The 18,922-nt window shown below is 65.4% G+C and carries 19 protein-coding genes; 9 read left to right on the top strand and 10 right to left on the bottom strand.

Annotated elements, in window-relative coordinates; translation table 11 throughout:
* Together BRAO375_RS05490 and BRAO375_RS05485 are read left to right on the top strand one after the other, a co-directional pair.
* A partial coding sequence (locus tag BRAO375_RS05490) for an RHS repeat-associated core domain-containing protein (RefSeq protein WP_175345293.1) occupies positions 1–1,204 on the top strand: 1,204 nt, incomplete at its 5' end.
* On the top strand, positions 1,204–1,725 hold the full coding sequence (locus BRAO375_RS05485) for a hypothetical protein (protein WP_035639067.1): 522 nt from the start codon (positions 1,204–1,206) through the stop codon (positions 1,723–1,725). The genes BRAO375_RS05490 and BRAO375_RS05485, both read left to right, overlap by 1 nt.
* A gap of 79 nt (positions 1,726–1,804) precedes the next feature.
* On the opposite strand, the gene BRAO375_RS37870 is transcribed toward BRAO375_RS05485, so the two are convergent.
* The gene (locus tag BRAO375_RS37870) at positions 1,805–2,506 is read right to left on the bottom strand and encodes an IS3 family transposase (protein WP_175345292.1); all 702 of its coding nucleotides are present in this window, start codon (positions 2,504–2,506) and stop codon (positions 1,805–1,807) included.
* Positions 2,507–2,606: 100 nt separating this feature from the next.
* On the opposite strand from BRAO375_RS37870, the gene BRAO375_RS05470 reads away from it, so the two are divergent.
* Positions 2,607–3,860: a TCR/Tet family MFS transporter gene (locus tag BRAO375_RS05470; RefSeq protein ID WP_035639059.1), complete on the top strand. Its 1,254-nt coding sequence runs from the start codon at positions 2,607–2,609 to the stop codon at positions 3,858–3,860.
* Between the two features lie 112 nt (positions 3,861–3,972).
* Here the strand turns inward: BRAO375_RS05470 and BRAO375_RS05465 are convergent, their stop codons facing one another.
* From BRAO375_RS05465 to BRAO375_RS05455, 3 genes are all read right to left on the bottom strand, one after another.
* A complete protein-coding gene (locus BRAO375_RS05465) occupies positions 3,973–5,199 on the bottom strand; it encodes an ABC transporter substrate-binding protein (protein WP_009026453.1) in 1,227 nt (408 codons plus the stop codon).
* A gap of 143 nt (positions 5,200–5,342) precedes the next feature.
* Entirely contained in the window at positions 5,343–6,491 is a 1,149-nt protein-coding gene (locus tag BRAO375_RS05460; RefSeq protein WP_009026452.1) for an NHL repeat-containing protein, read from the bottom strand.
* Positions 6,492–6,590: 99 nt separating this feature from the next.
* Positions 6,591–7,223: a TetR/AcrR family transcriptional regulator gene (locus BRAO375_RS05455; RefSeq protein WP_009026451.1), complete on the bottom strand. Its 633-nt coding sequence runs from the start codon at positions 7,221–7,223 to the stop codon at positions 6,591–6,593.
* Between the two features lie 178 nt (positions 7,224–7,401).
* On the opposite strand from BRAO375_RS05455, the gene BRAO375_RS05450 reads away from it, so the two are divergent.
* Genes BRAO375_RS05450 through BRAO375_RS05440 form a run of 3 tightly spaced genes read left to right on the top strand, consistent with a single transcriptional unit; the run spans position 7,402 to position 9,865 of the window.
* Entirely contained in the window at positions 7,402–8,316 is a 915-nt protein-coding gene (locus BRAO375_RS05450) for a DUF3313 family protein (RefSeq protein WP_052536047.1), read from the top strand.
* The gene (locus tag BRAO375_RS05445; RefSeq protein WP_009026449.1) at positions 8,313–9,551 is read left to right on the top strand and encodes a patatin-like phospholipase family protein; all 1,239 of its coding nucleotides are present in this window, start codon (positions 8,313–8,315) and stop codon (positions 9,549–9,551) included. Before BRAO375_RS05450 ends, BRAO375_RS05445 begins: the two co-directional genes overlap by 4 nt.
* Positions 9,552–9,559: 8 nt before the next feature.
* Positions 9,560–9,865 carry a hypothetical protein gene (locus BRAO375_RS05440; RefSeq protein WP_009026448.1) on the top strand — a complete coding sequence of 102 codons (306 nt, stop codon included), beginning with the start codon at positions 9,560–9,562 and terminating at the stop codon, positions 9,863–9,865.
* Between the two features lie 277 nt (positions 9,866–10,142).
* Here BRAO375_RS05440 and BRAO375_RS05435 read toward each other — a convergent pair whose 3' ends face one another.
* The 5 genes from BRAO375_RS05435 to BRAO375_RS05415 all read right to left on the bottom strand — a co-directional run bounded on the left by BRAO375_RS05435 (position 10,143) and on the right by BRAO375_RS05415 (position 15,849).
* Entirely contained in the window at positions 10,143–10,886 is a 744-nt protein-coding gene (locus BRAO375_RS05435; RefSeq protein ID WP_009026447.1) for an SDR family NAD(P)-dependent oxidoreductase, read from the bottom strand.
* 361 nt (positions 10,887–11,247) lie between these two features.
* Positions 11,248–12,795: an amidophosphoribosyltransferase gene (gene purF / locus BRAO375_RS05430; protein WP_009026446.1), complete on the bottom strand. Its 1,548-nt coding sequence runs from the start codon at positions 12,793–12,795 to the stop codon at positions 11,248–11,250.
* Between the two features lie 23 nt (positions 12,796–12,818).
* A complete protein-coding gene (locus BRAO375_RS05425) occupies positions 12,819–13,445 on the bottom strand; it encodes a CvpA family protein (protein ID WP_009026445.1) in 627 nt (208 codons plus the stop codon).
* Positions 13,446–13,604: 159 nt separating this feature from the next.
* Positions 13,605–15,104 (bottom strand): DNA repair protein RadA, encoded by a 1,500-nt coding sequence (radA, locus tag BRAO375_RS05420; protein WP_009026444.1) that lies wholly within the window; start codon positions 15,102–15,104, stop codon positions 13,605–13,607.
* A gap of 19 nt (positions 15,105–15,123) precedes the next feature.
* Positions 15,124–15,849 carry a sulfite exporter TauE/SafE family protein gene (locus BRAO375_RS05415; RefSeq protein WP_009026443.1) on the bottom strand — a complete coding sequence of 242 codons (726 nt, stop codon included), beginning with the start codon at positions 15,847–15,849 and terminating at the stop codon, positions 15,124–15,126.
* 267 nt (positions 15,850–16,116) lie between these two features.
* Here BRAO375_RS05415 and BRAO375_RS05410 point away from each other — a divergent pair, with 267 nt between their 5' ends.
* The gene (locus tag BRAO375_RS05410; RefSeq protein WP_009026442.1) at positions 16,117–16,413 is read left to right on the top strand and encodes a hypothetical protein; all 297 of its coding nucleotides are present in this window, start codon (positions 16,117–16,119) and stop codon (positions 16,411–16,413) included.
* Here the strand turns inward: BRAO375_RS05410 and BRAO375_RS05405 are convergent.
* On the bottom strand, positions 16,405–17,388 hold the full coding sequence (locus BRAO375_RS05405) for a helix-turn-helix domain-containing protein (RefSeq protein WP_009026441.1): 984 nt from the start codon (positions 17,386–17,388) through the stop codon (positions 16,405–16,407). The two genes, BRAO375_RS05410 and BRAO375_RS05405, sit on opposite strands and share 9 nt — an antisense overlap.
* Positions 17,389–17,491: 103 nt before the next feature.
* Here BRAO375_RS05405 and BRAO375_RS05400 point away from each other — a divergent pair, with 103 nt between their 5' ends.
* Entirely contained in the window at positions 17,492–18,217 is a 726-nt protein-coding gene (locus tag BRAO375_RS05400; protein WP_009026440.1) for an alpha/beta hydrolase, read from the top strand.
* Positions 18,218–18,380: 163 nt separating this feature from the next.
* A complete protein-coding gene (locus BRAO375_RS05395) occupies positions 18,381–18,872 on the top strand; it encodes a hypothetical protein (RefSeq protein WP_009026439.1) in 492 nt (163 codons plus the stop codon).
* Positions 18,873–18,922: the final 50 nt, after the last annotated feature.

The raw sequence follows: 18,922 nt of genomic DNA, 5'->3' as shown, positions 1-18,922 counted from the left end.
CTCGGTCGCCGGCCTCGTCCACATGAACGGCCGCGTCTACGACCCGCTGCTGGCGAGGTTCACCAGCGCCGATCCGGTGACGGAGAGCCCGTTCAGCACCCAGGGCTGGAATCGGTACTCCTACGTGGGCAACGATCCGCTGACGTTCACGGACCCGTCTGGGCATTGCTTCCTGGGGTGCTTCTGGAACGCGATCGGCAACTTCCTCCAGAAGAACCCAATCGCCAGGTCGATCCTGCAGATTGGCGCCACGGTCCTGCTCAATGTGGTGCTTCCTGGAATTGGACTTGGACTCACAGCGGGATCGTTCGGGCTCGCTGTCGCCTCTGCAGCAGGCGGTGCAATGATCGCGACAGGACTGTCAGGGGGGAATCTAGGCGAAGTATTGAAAGCCGGGCTAATAGCCGGCGTCACTGCCGCGGCATTATATGGCGTTGGCAACCTTACTGGACATCAGCCTGATTTTGGTACCGACAGGTATTTCGCTAATGTCGCAGGACACGCCCTGGTGGGTTGCGGATCTTCGGTGGCATCAGGAGGCGACTGCAAGTCTGGCGCATTATCGGCCGCTGTTGGATCAGCACTTTCGCCACTCACTCGCTCAGTGTTTCAGCATCCGCAAGAAAACATTGGCGACCGAATTGGTGGAGCCATCGTGTCGGCGGTTGCTGGTGGAGTCGCCTCGGTCGCAGGCGGCGGGAAATTTGCTAACGGCGCGATTACCGGCGCGTTCGGGTACCTATTCAACGAAGCTGCGCAGGTAGCGCAGGGACGTCTAGCGGAGAGTATGTGGAAGCAGTCGGTTCTTAATTCTGGTGGTCAAGTCGTGGGACAAAATCTTCTTTATGAGGCGATCGATTCTGCTGGAGAGAGGGTCATTATCAACGGCAAAATCCTGAGGGGCGAAATGGATGGTTTGTCCATAGCTCGGGATGGTCTCGTGGATGCTGCCGAGGTGAAGAATGGAAATTTTGCAAAGTACGAGCGCACACAGCTGCAGCGTTCGGACTATATTCGTGAAGGACAAATCAGGTTTTACGGAGAAAGCGCACGGCAAGCAGGTATCGAAGGTATGACTCTGAAGGAGGTCGCGGGCGGCAGACCAATTTGGTATCGCTTATACGTTGGCCCGATGGGTGCGCAGCGTGCAATGCGGCAGTATCTGCGGTATCAGTTTCGCTTTCGGGGAGGAGGAGATCAGTAATGCAGGCTATGCAACGTTGCCATCAGGTTACCGTCTCTGAAGTTGATCGTCGGCTGATATCCGAGCTTAATTTGTTGGGCTTTGATCTTGCGGAGCGGCGCCCGACTAAAATGGTCAAGAAGATAAATGATCTCACGGAAATATTTATATTTACCGGAGTGGGTAAGAAGAGAGCGGAAGTAGTTGTGAACCCGATAATCGGGGTTGAGAACGTTTTGCTTCGAGAGCGACTTCAATCATCCGAATTGGGAAGGAAACACGCGACACGTGTTTGTCATGCGTATTTGGGATTGCTGGCCTCCTGGGATCAGTTATTTTTGAGTAGCAGAGAAGAGCTTGATGGCGCGATGTCCAAGATCGTCAAGTCGGTTGTGGATGTTGGACTACCGACTATGAGAGAGTTCGACAGCGTAGGTGCGGTCAAGCTGCTGCTTCAGCAACAAATTGTCGGTGCAAATACAACCAAACTCGCAGTTTTGTTCGCTGAGGAAAAGCTCCGTGCTATTGAGCGAGATACGTAACGCAAAGAAGAAAGCCGTCGAGACTGACGGCGAGATAGGGAAATGCCCTGGCGAGATGGAGATGGGTGATGTCCGCCGCTCAGATCTCATCGGGAGCGGATGTCGCTATGACGCGGATCAGGTTGGGGACGACGATCACGCTCGTTGGCCGCTCGGTCGACGGCTTCAGGAAGGGCGTTTTGCGCTGCGCGAGAAGTTTGTTCTGACGCATAAGTCGCAGGACTTGTTCTTGGGCATGGGCGACCAATTTGTAGCGCCTAAGCGTGGCGGTCACCCATCGATGGGCGTAGAACGGATGCTTGAGACAGATGCGCTGGATCTGGTCGCGCAGCTCGCGCGCGGTCAACTCGTCTGATGCGCGCAACCTGATCACGCTGTCCGGCAATCGCCAGGAGATCGCGGCGATGATGGAGGCGATCGCGCTGTTCGACCTCGACACCATGAAGGGCATGTCGTTCGCGCTGATGCCGGTCAAGACCTCGGCGCCCGACGCGATTGCCACCGAGCTGAAAAGCGTGTTCACCTCCGACCGCGGCGACGGGCCGATGGCCGGCATGGTGCAGTTCGTGCCCAACAAGCGGCTGCGCTCGATCCTGGTGATCTCGCGGCAGGTCCAAAATCTGCGCCGCGCGAGACCTGGATCCGCAAGCTCGACGCGCAGGTGCAAGGCAGCGAGAAGCAATTCCTCACCTACGCTGTGCAGAACCGCTGTGCGCAGGAGCTGGTCGACTTTTCGGCTCGCGCGCTGGATGTCTCCCCGGCTTGATCGGCGACGCCACATCGCCGTCCTCGGACCGGCTCCCGGATTGCTGACCGAGCCTCCGCGTGTATAACACGGCCTTCGTCCTGCGCTGCCGCGGGCGCTCTTCCGATCGCAGGCCATGCTCCGTCCCGACAGCCCGACATCCCCGCCACCCCCGCGCCCCCGCGCGGTGGCGTTCATCTTCGTCACGATTCTGCTCGACATGCTGGCGCTCGGGTTGATCATGCCGATCCTGCCGAAGCTGATCGAGGGGTTCGTCGGCAATGACACGGCGCAGGCGGCGCGGATTTTTGGGCTGTTCGGGACGGCCTGGGCGCTGATGCAGTTCGTGTTCTCGCCGGTGCTCGGCAGCCTGTCGGACCGGTTCGGGCGGCGGCCGGTGATCCTGCTGTCGAACTTCGGGTTGGCCGCCGACTATGTGTTGATGGCACTGGCGCCGTCGCTGGCCTGGCTGTTCCTTGGGCGGCTGATCTCGGGCGTGACCTCGGCCAGCATCTCCACGGCGTTCGCCTACATCTCCGACCTCACGCCGCCCGACCGGCGGGCGGCGGTGTTCGGCCGTATTGGGGCGGCGTTCGGCGCCGGCTTCGTGCTCGGGCCAGCCACCGGCGGGCTGCTCGGCGACATCGATCCGCGGCTGCCGTTCTGGGCGGCGGCCGGGCTCAGCTTCGCCAATGCGCTGTACGGCCTGCTGGTGCTGCCGGAATCGCTGCCAGCAGAGCGGCGCAGCCCGTTCCGTTGGCGCGCAGCGAGCCCGCTCGGGGCGCTGCAATTGCTGCGCTCGGAGCCGACGCTGGCCGGACTGTCGCTGGTCAATTTCATCACCCAACTCGCCCATGTCGTGCTGCCCTCGACCTTCGTGCTGTACGCGACCTATCGCTATGGCTGGGACACACGCACGGTCGGACTGACGCTCGCGATCGTCGGGGTCTGCGCGATGGTGGTGCAGGGCGGGGCGGTCGGCTTCATCGTGCGTTCGCTCGGCGAGCGCGGCGCGCTGATGCTCGGCCTGTGCGCCGGCACGGTCGGCTTCCTGATCTTCGGCCTCGCGCCGACCGGAAAGCTGAGCTGGCTCGGCATTCCCGCCATGGCGCTGTGGGGCGTGTCGGGCGCGGCGATCCAGGCGCTGATGACGCGGCGGGTCGCAGCGGACCGGCAGGGCCAGCTGCAGGGCGCGACATCGAGCGTGCAGAGCATGGCCCAGCTCGCGGGGCCGTTCCTGTTCACGCTGACCTTTGCCTATTTCATCGGCGCGACGGCGCCGCTGCATCTGCCGGGCGCGCCGTTCCTGCTGGCCTCGGCGCTGCTGACCGTGGCGCTGGTGATTGCGGTGCGGACGCTGCGGGGCGACAACAAAAAACCCTCATCCTGAAACGCGTCGGGCGATGCGTCTCGGATGAGGGGCGATCGAAAGCGGGAGCCTCATGGTTCGAGACGGCGCTGCGCGCCTCCTCACCATGAGGGTCCACAGAACGGACGCAGGCTTACTTCTTCACCAGCGGGCACTCGCTGGCTTCCAGCGGCTTGGCGGCGTCCTCGGGCGCGATGGTCGCCACGAGCTTGTAGTAGTCCCACGGATATTTGGACTCGTCCGGCTTCTTGACCTCGAACAGATAGGCCGGGATCAGGCGGCGGCCGTCGGCGCGCAGCGGGCCCTTGCCGAACAGCGGATCGTCGGTCGGGATCTCCTTCATCTTCGCAACCACCTTGGCGCCGTCATGCGGATTGCCGCCGAGCGCTTCCAGCGCCTTCAGGTAATGCAGCGTGCCGGCGTAGTTGCCGGCCACCGTCATCGACGGCATCGTGCCCTTCGGCGACAGCTTCTGGAAACGCTTCGACCATTCGCGGGTCTTGTCGTTCAGATCCCAGTAGAACGACTCCGTGAAGGTCAGGCCCTGGGCGACCTTGAGGCCCAGCGCATGGACGTCGTTCACGAACAGCAGCAGCGCGGCGAGCTTCTGGCCGCCCTGCACGATGCCGAACTCCGAGGCCTGCTTGATCGAGTTGGTGGTGTCGCCGCCGGCGTTGGCGAGACCGATGACCTTGGCCTTCGACGACTGCGCCTGCAGCAGGAAGGACGAGAAATCGGCGGTGTTGAGCGGATGCTTCACCGAGCCGAGCACCTTGCCACCATTGGCGGTCACGACCGCCGAGGTGTCGCGCTCCAGCGCATGGCCGAAGGCGTAGTCGGCGGTGAGGAAGAACCAGCTGTCGCCGCCCGCCTTGGTCAGCGCCTTGCCGGTGCCGTTGGCGAGCATGTAGGTGTCGTAGGTGAACGAGATCGTGTTGGCGTTGCACTTGCTGCCGGTGAGGTCAGCCGTCGCCGCGCCGGAGTTCAACAGGATCGAGTTCTTCTCCTTGACGAGGTTGGAGACGGCCAGCGCCACGCCGGAATTCGGCGTGTCCATGATCACGTCGACCTTCTGGGTGTCGATCCACTGCCGGCCGATATTGACGCCGATGTCGGGCTTGTTCTGGTGGTCGCCGCTGATGACCTCGATGGTCCACCCCTTGGCCTTCAGCCCGGAATCCTCGACCGCCATGTTCACGGCCGCCACCGAATTGGGGCCGCCGATGTCGGCATACAGGCTCGACATGTCGTTGAGCACGCCGATCTTGACGACCTTGTCGTCGGCGAAGGCGGAGCCGGCAAAGCTGAGAGCGGTGGCAGCAAGCAGCGCGGCCATTCGCCGCGCGTGAGACGTCGTCATCAAAGTCCTCCCTGGTATCGTGTCGCGGCGGGGCATCTTGGGCGCCCTTTGCCGTCTGCCATCCTGATTAGCCGGTCTTGTGAGTTGCGGCAATGCGCCAAAGGGGGCAGATGCGCCCAGGTTTTGGGCTGATGGCGCGAGCGTTAACGCAGGGCGTCCGAGGTCAGCCGGAATTTCTGGATGCGCTTTCCGGTGTCGACCTCAGCGGTATAAACGTTGCCCTGCTTGTCGACGGCCATCGCGTGCACCCAGTGGAATTGGCCGGCATTGCGGCCATTGTGGCCGAAGCTTCCGACCACTGGGCCGTCGGAGCGGCGGATGATCCGGATCTCGTTGTTCTCGCCGTCGGCGGACAGCAGATAGCTCTGCTTCGGGTCCGGCCAGATCGCGATGTCCCACACCGCGCCATTGCCGAGCGTGGCCTTCTCGAAGAACCACTCGGTCACGAAGCTGCCGTCCTTCTTGAACACCTGGATGCGGTCATTGATGCGGTCGCAGACATAGACGAGGCCGTCGTCGGCGATCTTCACGCAGTGGACGGGGTTGCCGAACTGCTGCGCCACCGGCGCCTTGGGATCATAGGCTGGCTGCTTGGTATCGTCCGGCACGCGACCATACGCGCCCCAGTGCCGCTTGTAGGCCAGCGTCGTCGCATCGAACACGATGACGCGGCGGTTGCCGTAGCCGTCGGCGACGTAGATCTCGTTCGCGTCCTTGTCGACCGCGGTCTCCGCGGGCTTGCCGAGCTGGGTGGTGTCGTTCGAGCCCTTGCTCGGCGCGATCGATCCGATCTGCGCGACGAATTTGCCGTCGAGGGTGAATTTCAGGATCGCATTGTCGTTGTCGGCATTGCCGCCGATCCAGACGAAGCCGCGCTCGTCGACCTCGATGCCATGTTCGCGGCCGACCCATTCATAGCCCGGGCCGGGGCCGCCCCAGGCGCGCAGGAGATTGCCGTCGGCGTCGAACTCCAGCACTGGCGGGGCCGGGATGCAGCATTTCGAGCGCGGCGGATTGAGGGCTGCGCCCTTCTCGTCGTCGGTCAGCGAGCGCGGGAGATGGATGACCCAGACGTGCCCCTGGCTGTCGACGGTGATGCCGCCGACCTGGCCGAGGATCCAGTTGTTGGGAAGCTGCTTCGGCCAGGACGGCTCGACAGCGAAGGCCGGAATGTCGGCGGCGCTGACGGCGCGCGGGAGCAGGGCAGCGGTGGTCGCGACAACTGCCAGCAGCAAGGTTCGGGCAAGGCCACGCACAAGACCGCTCGCGCGTCCGCATCGTGCTCGCGTCATGGCATCCTCCCGATCTGTTGTTCGCGGTCATCCGCTTAGTTGGACGCAGTCAATCGCGGGCAGGGCAGGGTGTCAATCGCGGGCGGGCCCCGCGCAGTCTCAATCGACCGCCGGCGCGGCAACTGGCTTCACCGCTGCCGCTGCTGCGGGTTTGAGGAAGCGGGTCAGCAAGAGCCGCAGATGCTGCGTGCACTGCTTGACGTCGACAATGGGATTGCGGATCGGCAGGGCGCGCGCGCCGTCCACGACAGCGAACAGGATGTTGGCGGTCGCCTCGGGATCGAGGCTCGCGTCGACCTCCCCGCGGTGCTGCGCCTTGACGATGAAGTCGACCAGCAGCGCTCGCATCGCCCGCGCATGGGCGTGGACGATGCTGGCGAACTCCGGATTGCGGCAGGCCTCGGCCAGCGCCTCGGCGGTGAGAACCTGCGCCTGTGGCTGGTGGATGCTGGTGCTTTCGAGCTCCTGGACCAGCGCCTCGATGACATCGGGGCCTGCCAGGATCGCCTGCAGCCGCCCGCCGGCATGCTCAAGGTTCTGCTCCACGAGCGCCTGGATCATCGTCTCCTTGCTGGGGAAGTAGTGATAGAGGTGGCCCGGGCTGATCCCGGCCTCGGCGCAGATGTCGGTGGTGCTCGCGCCGTGAAAGCCGTCCCTGACAAAGCACGCCAGGGCGGCCTGGAGAATCTCCCGCCGCTTCTGCTCGTGCCTGACCGGATCGACCTTTCTCATCGCCGCGAACTCTGCCGCCGAACCCTGCCGCCCAATTTCTGCCGCACTTTATCTGCCTCCGACAACTCATTGTAATATAAAATAATATTTCTCACCGCTCTAATCTAGAGAATTTGATCTAGTTTAGATGGACAAGTCCTGGGGTCTATGGGACTTGATTAGAGTGAGCTATCTATCAATGGGTCTCTCGCAAATGTCGCGTCTTGCCCCGCTGCGATGGACGGCGCTGGTGTCCCTGTCGTTTGCGACATCCAGCTGCGCCACCGCGCCGCTGGAGCGAGCCGGCTCGCTCAAGAGTTACGACCGCCTCGCCGACGCCCACGGTCTGGTGACGCGCGCCCAGATCAAGGCGAACAAGAAGGAGCTGCTCGAGGCCAAGACGGTCAGGATCGAGCCGACCGCCTTTCCGCCGCGAGCCGACGTCGCCTTCGATGAGGACGAGCGGAAGCTGGTGGCCAACGTCATTAGCCGCGAAATGTGCCTGCGGCTGAGCGATCGTTTTCGCGTGGTCGCGCCGGGCGAGGACGCCGATCTGATCCTCAAGGCGACCGTCACCCATGCGACGGCGACCAACGCGACTGCGTCGGCCGCCTCGCAGGCCGCCTCCATCGCCAAGAGCGTCGCGCTGCCCGGCGTTCCCGTGCCGGTGCCGCGGCTGCCGGTCGGTCTCGGCACCTTGTCGGTCGAGGCCGAGGCGTGCGACTTCGCCGGCTTTCAGAAGGCTGCGATGGTGTGGGCGCGCGGCGCCAATTCGGTGTCCACGGCAAGAATGGCCAATGACGGTGATGCCTACGATCTCGCCGGCGAGTTCGGCGCGGATTTCGCTAAGCTCGTGTCGACCGGCGAGTCGCCATTTTCAGGCATCGCCTCGATCACGTCTTTGCCATCGGTGTCGAGCGTGCCGGCCAAGCTCGGCGGTGCCCCTAAATATGCCGCATGTGAGCAGTTTGGTCGCTTCCCGGGTCTGAAGGGATTCGTCGGCGCGAGCCTCGGCCTGCCGCCAGGCTGGACCGACAAGGGCGCGAACGAAGCCAAGGCGTCGCCGCCGCCGTCGCCTGATATCGCGAGCATGGAGCAGCAGCCGACGCGATGAAGCCCGCAGTGACTTTCCGCGCCGTTGTTTCGCGTTTTGCAGTCGTGCTCGCAGCCGCGCTGCAGCTCGCCGCGTGCGCCGCCATCATGCCGCGCAACGCGCCGCCCGAGGTGGCGGCCATTCGTGCCGAGCCGCTCGGCTTCCGCGACGTCCGCTATTGGGGCGACGAGCCGTCGCCGCGCATGGCCGAAGCCTCGATGCAGCGCGCCTCGGCAGAAATGGCCGCGTCGCGTCCGCTGAACTTCCTGGCGATCTCCGGCGGGGCCGAGAATGGCGCGTTCGGCGCCGGTCTGCTGTCGGGCTGGGGCGAGGCGGGCAACCGGCCCACCTTCGACATGGTGACGGGCGTGAGCTCGGGCGCGCTCATGGCCCCGTTCGTGTTCCTTGGCCGCGCGCATGACGAGCGGCTGCGCGAGATCTTCACTGCGTATGAGCGCAAGGACATTTTCACGGTCAACGTTCCCGGCCTGCTGCAGGGCTCGGCGCTGGCCGACAACACGCCGCTGTCGCGGCTGATCGAGAAATATGTCGACCGCGAGTTCCTGCGCGACGTCGCCAGCGAGAGCGCGAAGGGCAGGGTGCTGCTGGTCGGCACCACCAATCTCGACGCGCAGCGTCCGGTGCTGTGGGACATGGGCCGCATCGCCGCCGCCGACACGCCGGAGGCGATCAACCTGTTCCGACAGGTGCTGCTCGCCTCCGCCACCGTGCCCGGCGCCTTCGCGCCGGTGCGCATCAAGGTCCGGATCGGGGACAAGGACTACGACGAGCTGCATGTCGATGGCGGTGTCACGCGGCAGGTGTTCATCGGTCCGTCGGTGCTGCGCCTCGTCTCCGTGCGCGGGCCGCGGCGCAGCGTCAGCGGGGCGCATCTCTACGTCATCCGCAATGCCCGCATCGATCCGGAATGGGACAGCGTCGGGGCCGATGTGCTGTCGGTGACGCAGCGCTCGCTGACGACCTTGATCAAGAACCAGGGCATCGGCGACATCTACCGCATCTATTCGGTGGCGAAGTTCAACGGCATCGATTTCAACCTCGCCAGCGTGCCCGCCGATTTCAAGGTCAAGGCCGACGGCCCGTTCGACCGCAACTACATGACCGCCTTGTTCGATCGCGGCTACGACATGGGCCGGCGTGGCTACCCCTGGGTCAGGAGCCTGCCCGGGCTGCAATCGAACGAGCATTCCATCACGGCGCAACTGCCTGCGCGCACGATGGCGGCTGCACGATGATTCGATCGATGCGAGGCTCGGGAAGCATCGCGGCTGCCCGCGCGCTGCCGACCGCGACCGTCCTGCTGACGACGCTGCTGCTCGCCGGCTGCGTGACGTCGTCCACGCCGCCGCCGGACACCGGCGCGAATCTCAACAACACCTACAATTATCTCCCGGTCAACGACCTGCCGCATGACGATCAGCGGCCGGTGCTGTCGGTGGAGCAGCAGGAAAAGCTACGCAAGGAGCTGACGGCCGTCCGCGATCGCCAGGTGCCGGCGGCGGCGAAAGCAGCGACAGCAAAGCCGGCGGCGAGTCCGGCTTCGAAGTAGGTGGTGGTGCCGATCGGCGCCGACGCCGATCGGTCATAAGTTCGCTGACGCGACATGCATGAGAGCCGCGGTGTCGATCGCGCCCTCCGCTGTGGTCCCGGCGAACGCCGGGACCCATACCGCGTGATGTGCGTGGGGAAAGGCAGTCTGTGTTGCGGTCAGCCGCAAACGTGACCGCCGGTGGTTATAGGTCCCGGCGTTCGCCGGGACGACGGCAACGGATGCGGCAAGCGTCCGGGCATGGCCAGGCGACGTGCGAGCGAAGCCTCGTCGTCGCTTAGGCCGGCGGCTGAAAACTCTTCAGCGTGCGGTTCTTGTAGTCGTAGAATTTGCCGGTCTCGGTCCACGAGGGCAGGCACATCGGCACGATGAACTCGGCGGCCTGCTCGGGTGTCTCCAGCGTCATCGGGTCCTCGCCGGGAAACACCGTCGCGCGCATGCGGGTGCGGATCGGGCCGGGGCTGAACAGGTTCACGCGGAGCGGCGTGCGCTCGGTCTCGTGGGCCCAGACGCGCGCCAGCGTTTCCAGCGCCGCCTTGGAGGCGGCGTAGGGGCCGAGATAGGCCTGCGCCTTGTGCGCGGCGCCCGAGGTGACGAACACGGCGCGGCCGGCGTCGGAGACCTTCAGCAGCGGCTCCATGCAGCGGATCAGCTGGAAGTTGGCGGTCAAATTGACCGCGACGACGTCGTTCCACGGCTTCAGGTCGATATGGCCGAGCGGCGAGGACGGGCCGGGCACGGCGGCGTTGCCGACGAGGATGTCGAGCCTGCCGTGCCGCTCGTGCAGCGCCGCCCCGAGCCGGGCGATGCCGTCGCTATCGGTCATGCTGAGCGGCACCAGCGTTGCGCCGCTGCCGGTTTCTTTCCGGATCTCGTCGTCGAGCTCCTCCAGCCCGCCCTGGGTGCGGGCGACAGCCACGACATGCGCGCCAGCACGGGCCAGCGCCCGCGCGGTCGCATGACCGATGCCGCGCGAGGCGCCGGTGACGAGGGCAATACGATTGGCGAGGGGAAGGGTCATCACGATCATCTCACGGCCATCGTCCCGGCCTGGCGCGCGATTGCGCGCTTGGCGCCGGGACCCATACTCCGCGGCGGTTATGAGGGAGTTGGGTGCCCATGGCTAGTCCTAGCCGCCTAGCGACGGCCGGTGGCTATGGGTCCCGGCGTTCGCCGGGACAACTGCTTAACAGGGGCCGTCATTCCGGGGCGACGCCGAAGGCCTCGAACCCGGGATCTCGAGGTGAGTCACGCAAGCCAATTTCGAGATTCCGGGTTCGATACTTCGCATCGCCCCGGAATGACGTCGTGTGGCGATGATGCCGTCTGGCGACGACGCCGTCTGGCGAGGACGTCGCCGATAGCGACGTCCGGTGCCTGCCTCAGCTCGCCTCCGCCAGCAGCGACAGCTGCTGCTGGGTCGGCTCGACCAGCGACTGGTCGGTGAGGTTGGTCGGGTAGCTGCCGGTGAAGCAATGGTCGGCGTATTTCGGCGCGGCGGGGTCGCGGGCCGGCTCGCCCATCGCGCGGTACATGCCGTCGATCGACAGGAACGCCAGCGAATCCGCGCCGATCAGCTCGCGCATCTCCTCCAGCGAATGCGTCGCTGCGAGCAGGCCGCCGCGGTCCGGCAGGTCGATGCCGTAGTAGTCGGGATAGAGGATCGGCGGCGAGGCCAGCCGGAAATGCACCTCGGTGGCGCCGGCGTCGCGCATCATGCGCACGATCTTGCGCGAGGTCGTGCCGCGCACCAGCGAGTCGTCGATCAGGATGATGCGCTTGCCTTCGATCGCGGCGCGGTTGGCCGAGTGCTTCATGCGCACGCCGGATTCGCGGATCGCCTGGGTCGGCTGGATGAAGGTGCGGCCGACATAGTGGTTGCGGATGATGCCGAGCTCGAACGGCACGCCGGAGTACTGGCTGTAGCCGATCGCCGCCGGCACGCCGGAATCCGGCACCGGCACCACGACGTCGACCTCCGGATGGCTCTCGCGCGCGAGCTGCGCGCCGAACGCCTTGCGCACCTCGTAGACCGAGCGGCCGCCGACCACGGAGTCGGGACGGGCGAAATAGATGTATTCGAACACGCAGGGACGCGCCGGCTTCGGCGGGAACGGCTTGTGGCTGTGCATGCCGGCTTCGTCGAAGATCACGACCTCGCCCGGCTCGATGTCGCGGATGTAGCGGGCGCCGATCATGTCCAGCGCGCAGGTCTCGGACGCCAGAATCGGGCAGCCGTCGAGCTCGCCATAGACCAGGGGGCGGATGCCGAGGGGATCGCGGGCGCCGATCAGCTTCTTGTTGGTCAGGCAGACCAGCGAATAGGCGCCCTCGAGCGCGCGCAGCGCCTCGATGAAGCGGTCGATGAAATTGCTGCGGCGGGAATGCGCGACCAGATGCAGGATCACCTCGGTGTCGGTGGTCGACTGCATGATCGCGCCGGCGCGCACCAGCTCGCGGCGCAGCGTCAGGCCGTTGGTGAGGTTGCCGTTGTGACCGACCGCGAAGCCGCCGGCATTGAGCTCGGCGAACAGCGGCTGCACGTTGCGCAGGATCGTCGCGCCGGTCGTCGCATAGCGGACATGGCCGACCGCGGCGTTGCCGGGCAGGCGCTCGATCACCTCACGGCGGGAGAAGGTGTCGCCAACCAGGCCGAGGCGCCGCTCGCTGTGGAAGCGCGTGCCGTCATAGGAGACGATGCCGGCGGCTTCCTGGCCGCGATGCTGGAGCGCGTGCAGGCCGAGCGCGGTGATCGCGGCGGCATCGCTATGCCCATAAATGCCGAACACGCCGCACTCCTCGCGCAGCGTGTCTCCGTCTAGGTCTGGGTCTCTGGTGTAGGCTTGAGGTCCGAAGTTCAGATCCGCGTCAGAGTCAATTTGGGCTTCGCCCGAAGAGTCTTGGCCGGAAGAATCGTGGTGCTGGTCCATCGCGCCTCTCTTCTGGGCTTGGCTCACTTGGCCGCGGGTTTCTCGATCAGCTTCTTCAAGCTGTCGCGGGCAGGCTTGCTGTACCCATCGCCGCCCGCTGCGGGCGACTCGGTGTCAGTCTGGTCGTCGTCCGGCTTGTTCTTCTTGAATTTCTTTAAAATGGTGTTCTCGGGATCATCAGGCAAGAGCGACATCAGCCAATCCCCGGTTCCCTGCAGGACGACCCGGGATTTTGCGGCGGTGACCCAGTCTGGACGCTGCTTGTCCGGCACCAGCCAGCTGAAGAACAGGAACGCGACGACCACGATAAGCAGGCCGCGGCCCAATCCGAACAGGAATCCGAGGGTGCGGTCGAGCGCGCCGATGCGCGAATCGAGGATCATGTCGGAGATCTTGACCGTGATCACCGAGACGATGAGCAGGGTGCCCACGAAAGTACCGGCGACGACGACGACGCTCGCGACGGTATCGTTGTTGAAATAGGTCTTCGCGGTCGGCAGCAGCTTCGAGAATGAATAAAGCGTGACCAGCGCCGCGGCGCCCCAGGCCGCGATCGAGAGCACCTCGCGCATGAAGCCGCGGACCATGGCCAGCAGCCCCGAGATCAGCATGACACCGAGCAGGATGAGATCGAGGATCGTTATCGGCATCGGCTGCTCAGGTCCGCTTCAAGGTCAAGGTTCGCTTCGAATCGACAGAGGACCGCCTTCCACGTGCAGGAAAGCAGGGTTCCCCGGCAAGTCCGTGATCCCGTGGGGGCCCGGATGCGGCGTTGTATAGCGGCGAGTCACCGGAACGTCACGGTCCGGCTAGCCGTCCTGACGGCGGAATCTCGCTGGTGTGGCATTTTTTTCGGCATGGCTCGGGGCACGGCGGCCCTGATCGCGCGGATCCTCGTCTTCCCGGCTGCTGGTTTGGCGTGCGCGCGGTGTGCCGCGGGCAGCAATGTCGGCGACCAGCGACGTCAACCCGCCGACGGTATTGAGGTTCAGGCCGGCGTCGCCGCCGGCCTCGCCGCGGGCTCGCTCGGGCAGCACCACGCGCAGAAAGCCGAGCTTGGCGGCTTCTTTCAGGCGCGCCGAGGTCTGCGCCACCGGACGCACGGCGCCAGAGAGCGAGATTTCGCCGAAATACACCGCATCCGGCGGCAACGGGGCATTCACCAGCGAGGAGACCAGCGCGGCGGCAGCGGCGAGATCGGCCGCCGGCTCGTGGATGCGCAGGCCGCCGGCGACGTTGAGGTAGACGTCATGGCCGGACAGCTTCACGCCGCAATGCGCCTCCAGCACCGCCAGCACCATCGACAGCCGGCTCGGATCCCAGCCGACCACGGCGCGGCGCGGCGTGCCGAGCGAGGTTGGCGCCACCAGCGCCTGCATTTCGACCAGCACCGGGCGCGTGCCCTCGATGCCGGCGAACACGGCGGTGCCGGGGCTGCCGAGGTCGCGCTCGGACAGGAACAGCTCGGACGGGTTGGTGACCTCGCGCAGGCCGAGGCCGGTCATCTCGAACACGCCGATCTCGTCGGTCGGGCCGAAGCGGTTCTTCACTGCGCGCAGGATGCGAAACTGCTGCGAGCCTTCGCCCTCGAACGACAAGACGGCATCGACCATGTGTTCGACGACGCGGGGACCGGCGATCTGGCCGTCCTTGGTAACATGCCCGACCAGGATGATCGCCGCGCCGGACTTCTTGGCAAAGCGAATCAGCTTCTGCGCCGAGGCGCGCACCTGGGTCACCGTGCCCGGCGCCGATTCCACCGTGTCGGTCCACATCGTCTGGATCGAATCAATCACGATCAGCCGGGGCACGGCGCCTTCGGACAAGGTCGAGATGATATCCTCGACCGAGGTCTCGGCCGCCAGTTGCACCGGCGCGTCCGCAAGCCCCAGCCGCTCGGCGCGCAGCCGCACCTGGGCGACGGCTTCCTCACCGGAGATGTAGACGGCGCGATGGCCAGCCCGCGCCATCATCGCGGTCGCCTGGGTCAGCAGCGTCGACTTGCCGATGCCGGGATCGCCGCCGACCAGCAGGATCGAGCCGCGCACGAAGCCGCCGCCGGTGACGCGGTCGAGCTCGGTCATGCCCGAGGACAGCCGCGGCGCGTCGATGCTCTTGCCGGTGAGGGACTCCAGCTGGAAGGTGCGGCCCTTGCGCTTGGACCGCAGCGACACCGGTGCCGACGTCGCCCCCGTGGTGTCCTCCTCGGCCAGCGTGTTCCACTCGCCGCAGGCCTCGCATTTGCCTTGCCAGCGCGTATAGGCCGCGCCGCAGTTCTGGCAGACGAAGGAGAGCGTGGACTTGGCCATGAGGTGAGAATCGATGCGGTCAGGAGTGGGTGGCGTTCCATAACATACTTAGGCCCGCGGCCAGCATGATGCCATCCATGACCAGGCGGAACACATCCGGCTTCATGTGCAGCACGAAGCGCTTGGCGACGAAGGCGCCGGCCATCAGCGAGCCGCCGGCGATCAGGCCCTTGAGCAGAATGTCCGGCGTCAACGCGCCGAAGCGCTGGAAGGTGATGGATTTCGAAACGTAGAGCCCGAGTGAACTCGCGGCCTCCGTGGCGAGAAAGGCGCCCTTGGAAAGCCCGTAGAACAGGAACAGCGGCACGCTGAGAGGCCCGGTCGAGACCACGATGCCGGTCAGAAATCCGATCACCGCACCGCCGAATGCGAGATGCCAGAGGTTGGCCTTGATGGCGTGCCGCGCCAGCCAGTGCCGCACCGGCACCATGGCCATCAGAAACAGCCCGATGGTGATGTCGACGGCTTGCGACGGCAGGATCAGCAGCGTGCGCGCGCCGAGCGCCGCCGCCGGAATCCCGGTGACCGAATAGGCCGCACAGGCGCGCCAGTCGACCTCGCGCCACCACGCCAGGATGCGTGACAGGTTCGCCATGACGGCCGCCACCGCCATGATCGGCACGGCTTCCTTCGGCCCGTACTCATAGGCCAGCACCGGCATCAGCATGATCGACGAGCCGGTGCCGACGATCCCGGACAGCGTGCCGGCGACGAGGCCGACCGCGAGGACGAACAGGAATCCCAAGAGTGTCGTCCTCCGCGGCGCAAGACTTGCTGACCGTCATTCCGGGGCAGCCCCGAAGGGGCTGAACCCGGAATCTCGAGATGGCTTGATCACGTCGAGATTCCGGGTTCGATGCTTCGCATCGCCCCGGAATGAGGTTGGGGCCGCATCTATGGTTAACCGATGGTTCGAGCCGACTCGGAATCGCCGATGATTGTGCGTCTGCATCTTTAAAAGTTGAAGCGTATTCGTCGCATCACCTGCCGATGTTTCCGCAGTGAGGCGACGATGAGCAGACAGCCGACATCCGCACACGTGCAGCCGCACAGCGCGGCTACCGCCGAGTTCCCCTGGCTGGCCGGTGCGATGCTCGCCGTCGAAGCCGGCGAGGTCATCAGGCTGCGGCTGGAGAAGTTCGCCCGCGGCGATCAGGACTCCCCGTACGAAGCGCAGCTGATGGTTGGCGAAAAGATCGCTGCCGCGTTCGAGGCCGCCGCGAGCCTGTGTGCCGGCGCATCGGTTGCCGCCATCGTCGGCCGTTACCGGGAGCACGTCGCCGCCAATGCGCGGCGGCTGTCAACCTGAGCCGGCTTGCGCGCGCCAGTCGCGCGGGCGCAGGCCGAAGCGCTGCTTGAAGCGGCGCGTGAAGTGGGACAGATCCGAAAAGCCCCAATCGAACGCGATGCGGCCGATGTCACGGCCCGCGCACGCGGGATCGCGCAGATCGCGCGCCACGCCATCGAGACGGCGCGCCATCACGAACTCCGAGAAGCTGGTGCCGGCGCGCGCCAGCAGCTTGTGCACGTAGCGCTCGCTGATCCCGACGGTCGAGGCCACCGTCGCCACCGTCAGGCCGGGCTCGCGCAGCCGCTCGTGAATGGCGCGCCGCAGCGCCAAGGTCGTGGCATCGGCGAATGAAGCCGTCGCGTACGCCTCGGGGCGACGGCGGCGCGACACGCTCAGCGCGACCAGATCGAGCAGCACATCGAACAGGGCCGTGGCATCATCCGGCGCGAGCCGCAGCGCGTTGGCGTTGAGCGAGCGTGCGGTCTCCACGATCAGCGCGCCGAGGCATGGATCGTCGGACAGCCGCGTCGGCACGACGTCCGACTTCGTCGGCAGGCGGCCGAACAGCGCATCGGCGGGCACGCGAAACGAGATGACGCCGAGCGACGGCCCGCGATCGTGCCGCAGCTCGAAGGTGCGATCGCTGTCGAAGATGCCGACCTGTCCGGCCGACAGGCTGACCTCGTGCTCGTCCTGCAGGATGGTGCAGCGGCCGGCGAGCTTGAGATTGAGATAGAAGCAGCGCTGGTCGGAGGCGGCGATGTCCGCGGGCGAGCGGCGCACGATGTGCTCCGGAAAGCTGACACGGTTGATGGCGCCGCCGCCGAGGCTGACGTGCTGCACCTCCGCCGCGAAGCCGATTCCGCGCGCCGGCTCCGGCGTGAGGTTCATGAAGGCCTGGCAGATCGCCTCGCGATAATACGAGAACTGCTCCGCCGGCCGTACCATGGCCGTATTCCAGCTCCGCTGACGTTCAGCCTCCACGCCCGGCATCGGTTCACTCCGAGACCAATTGGGTTCAGTTGCAGCCAAGCGCTGATAGCGCCGTGCGGCCATTGTCCTTGCACCGCCCTTCATCGTGCAAAGGAAGCAATCGATGTCAACCTACGTCCTGGTCCATGGCGCCTGGCATACCGGCGCCGAGCTCGAGCCGGTCGCCGCGCCGATCCGCGCCGCCGGCCACACCGTGCATCTCCCGACCATCCGCGGCAACCGTCCCGGCGACGCCAAGACATCAGGCCTCGATGAGGCCATCAGCTCGATCTGCGACTACTTCACCGAGCACGACATCAGCGACGCCGTGCTGATGGGGCATTCCTATGGCGGCATGGTCATCACCGGCGTCGCCGATCGGATGCCGCAGCGCATCCGCCGGTTGATCTATTGGAATGCGTTCGTGCCGAACAACGGCGAATGTCTCAACGACATGGTGCCGCCGCACTACGTCGCGCTGTTCGATGCGGTCGCAGCCGAGCGCGGCGACGGCTCGGTGGTGCTGCCATTCCCGATCTGGCGCGAAGCCTTCATCAACGACGCCGATCTGGCGACCGCGATGCGCACCTATGAGATCCTCAACCCGCATCCCAACAAGACCTTCACCGACGCCATCAAGCTGAAGACCAATCCGGCCGAAATGACCATCGCCAAATCCTACATCAACTGCACCGAGGATACGGCGCTGCCGCACAGCCTGCCTTGGCATCCGCGGCTGTCCGGCAAACTCGGCCTGTTCCGGCTGGTGCAGGTGCCCGGCAGCCACGAGCTGTGCTTCTCCGATCCTGGCAGGCTGGCGCAGGCGATCATGGACGCAGGCCGCGACTGATAAGGAGGGATTGTTGACCGTCAGCCGTGCAGCGATGGGGGGGCAGAAATCCCAAGTTGTGACCCGCCTCACATTCGCCACGGCTGAGACCTGCAAGATTAATCTCCGATGAACGGACCCGGTTGGTCAGCAAACCCCCTGCGAAGCATCGGAGAACGCAGTCATGACCCAGCTCCATTTGACGTCGTCGTCCAAGGTTCTGTCCAACAAGGCCATCGGCGCAAAGTCCGGCGCCTCCAAGACATGGCTCGCCATGGCGGCGGGCGCGCTGACCACGGTGTTTGCTGCCATCGGCGCGGTGAACAGCGTCATTCCGGCCGCGTCGAACATCGGCGCGACAGTGCTCGACACCCTCAACATTCCCGCCTGCCTGACCTACGCCGATCGCTTCGGCGGCACGCAGAGCAGCTTCCGGAAAGAGGGCAACGTCTGGCGCGAATACCCGCGCGGGTCGGAGACCTTCAGCTACGAGTTCAAGGAGATCCGCCGCACGCGCCAGGAGATCATGCTGTGGAACGTGACGCCGCGGGCCAACGTCCCGGATGCCGCCAGCCTCGTGGTGCATCTGCCCGTGTGCGGCGGCACGGCTGTCCTGACCGAGGGCCTGCCGGAGCGCAGGACCAATCTGGAGGAGGTCTGGCCGGACCGCGGCTGAATCTGTTTCACGATCTGTTTGTTAGTTCTACTTGTTCATTCTGTTTGTTT

Source organism: Bradyrhizobium sp. ORS 375, assembly GCF_000239775.1.
GTDB lineage: Bacteria > Pseudomonadota > Alphaproteobacteria > Rhizobiales > Xanthobacteraceae > Bradyrhizobium.
Note: the sequence above shows the minus strand (reverse complement) of the source record. Positions and strands in the feature narration are given on the sequence as shown.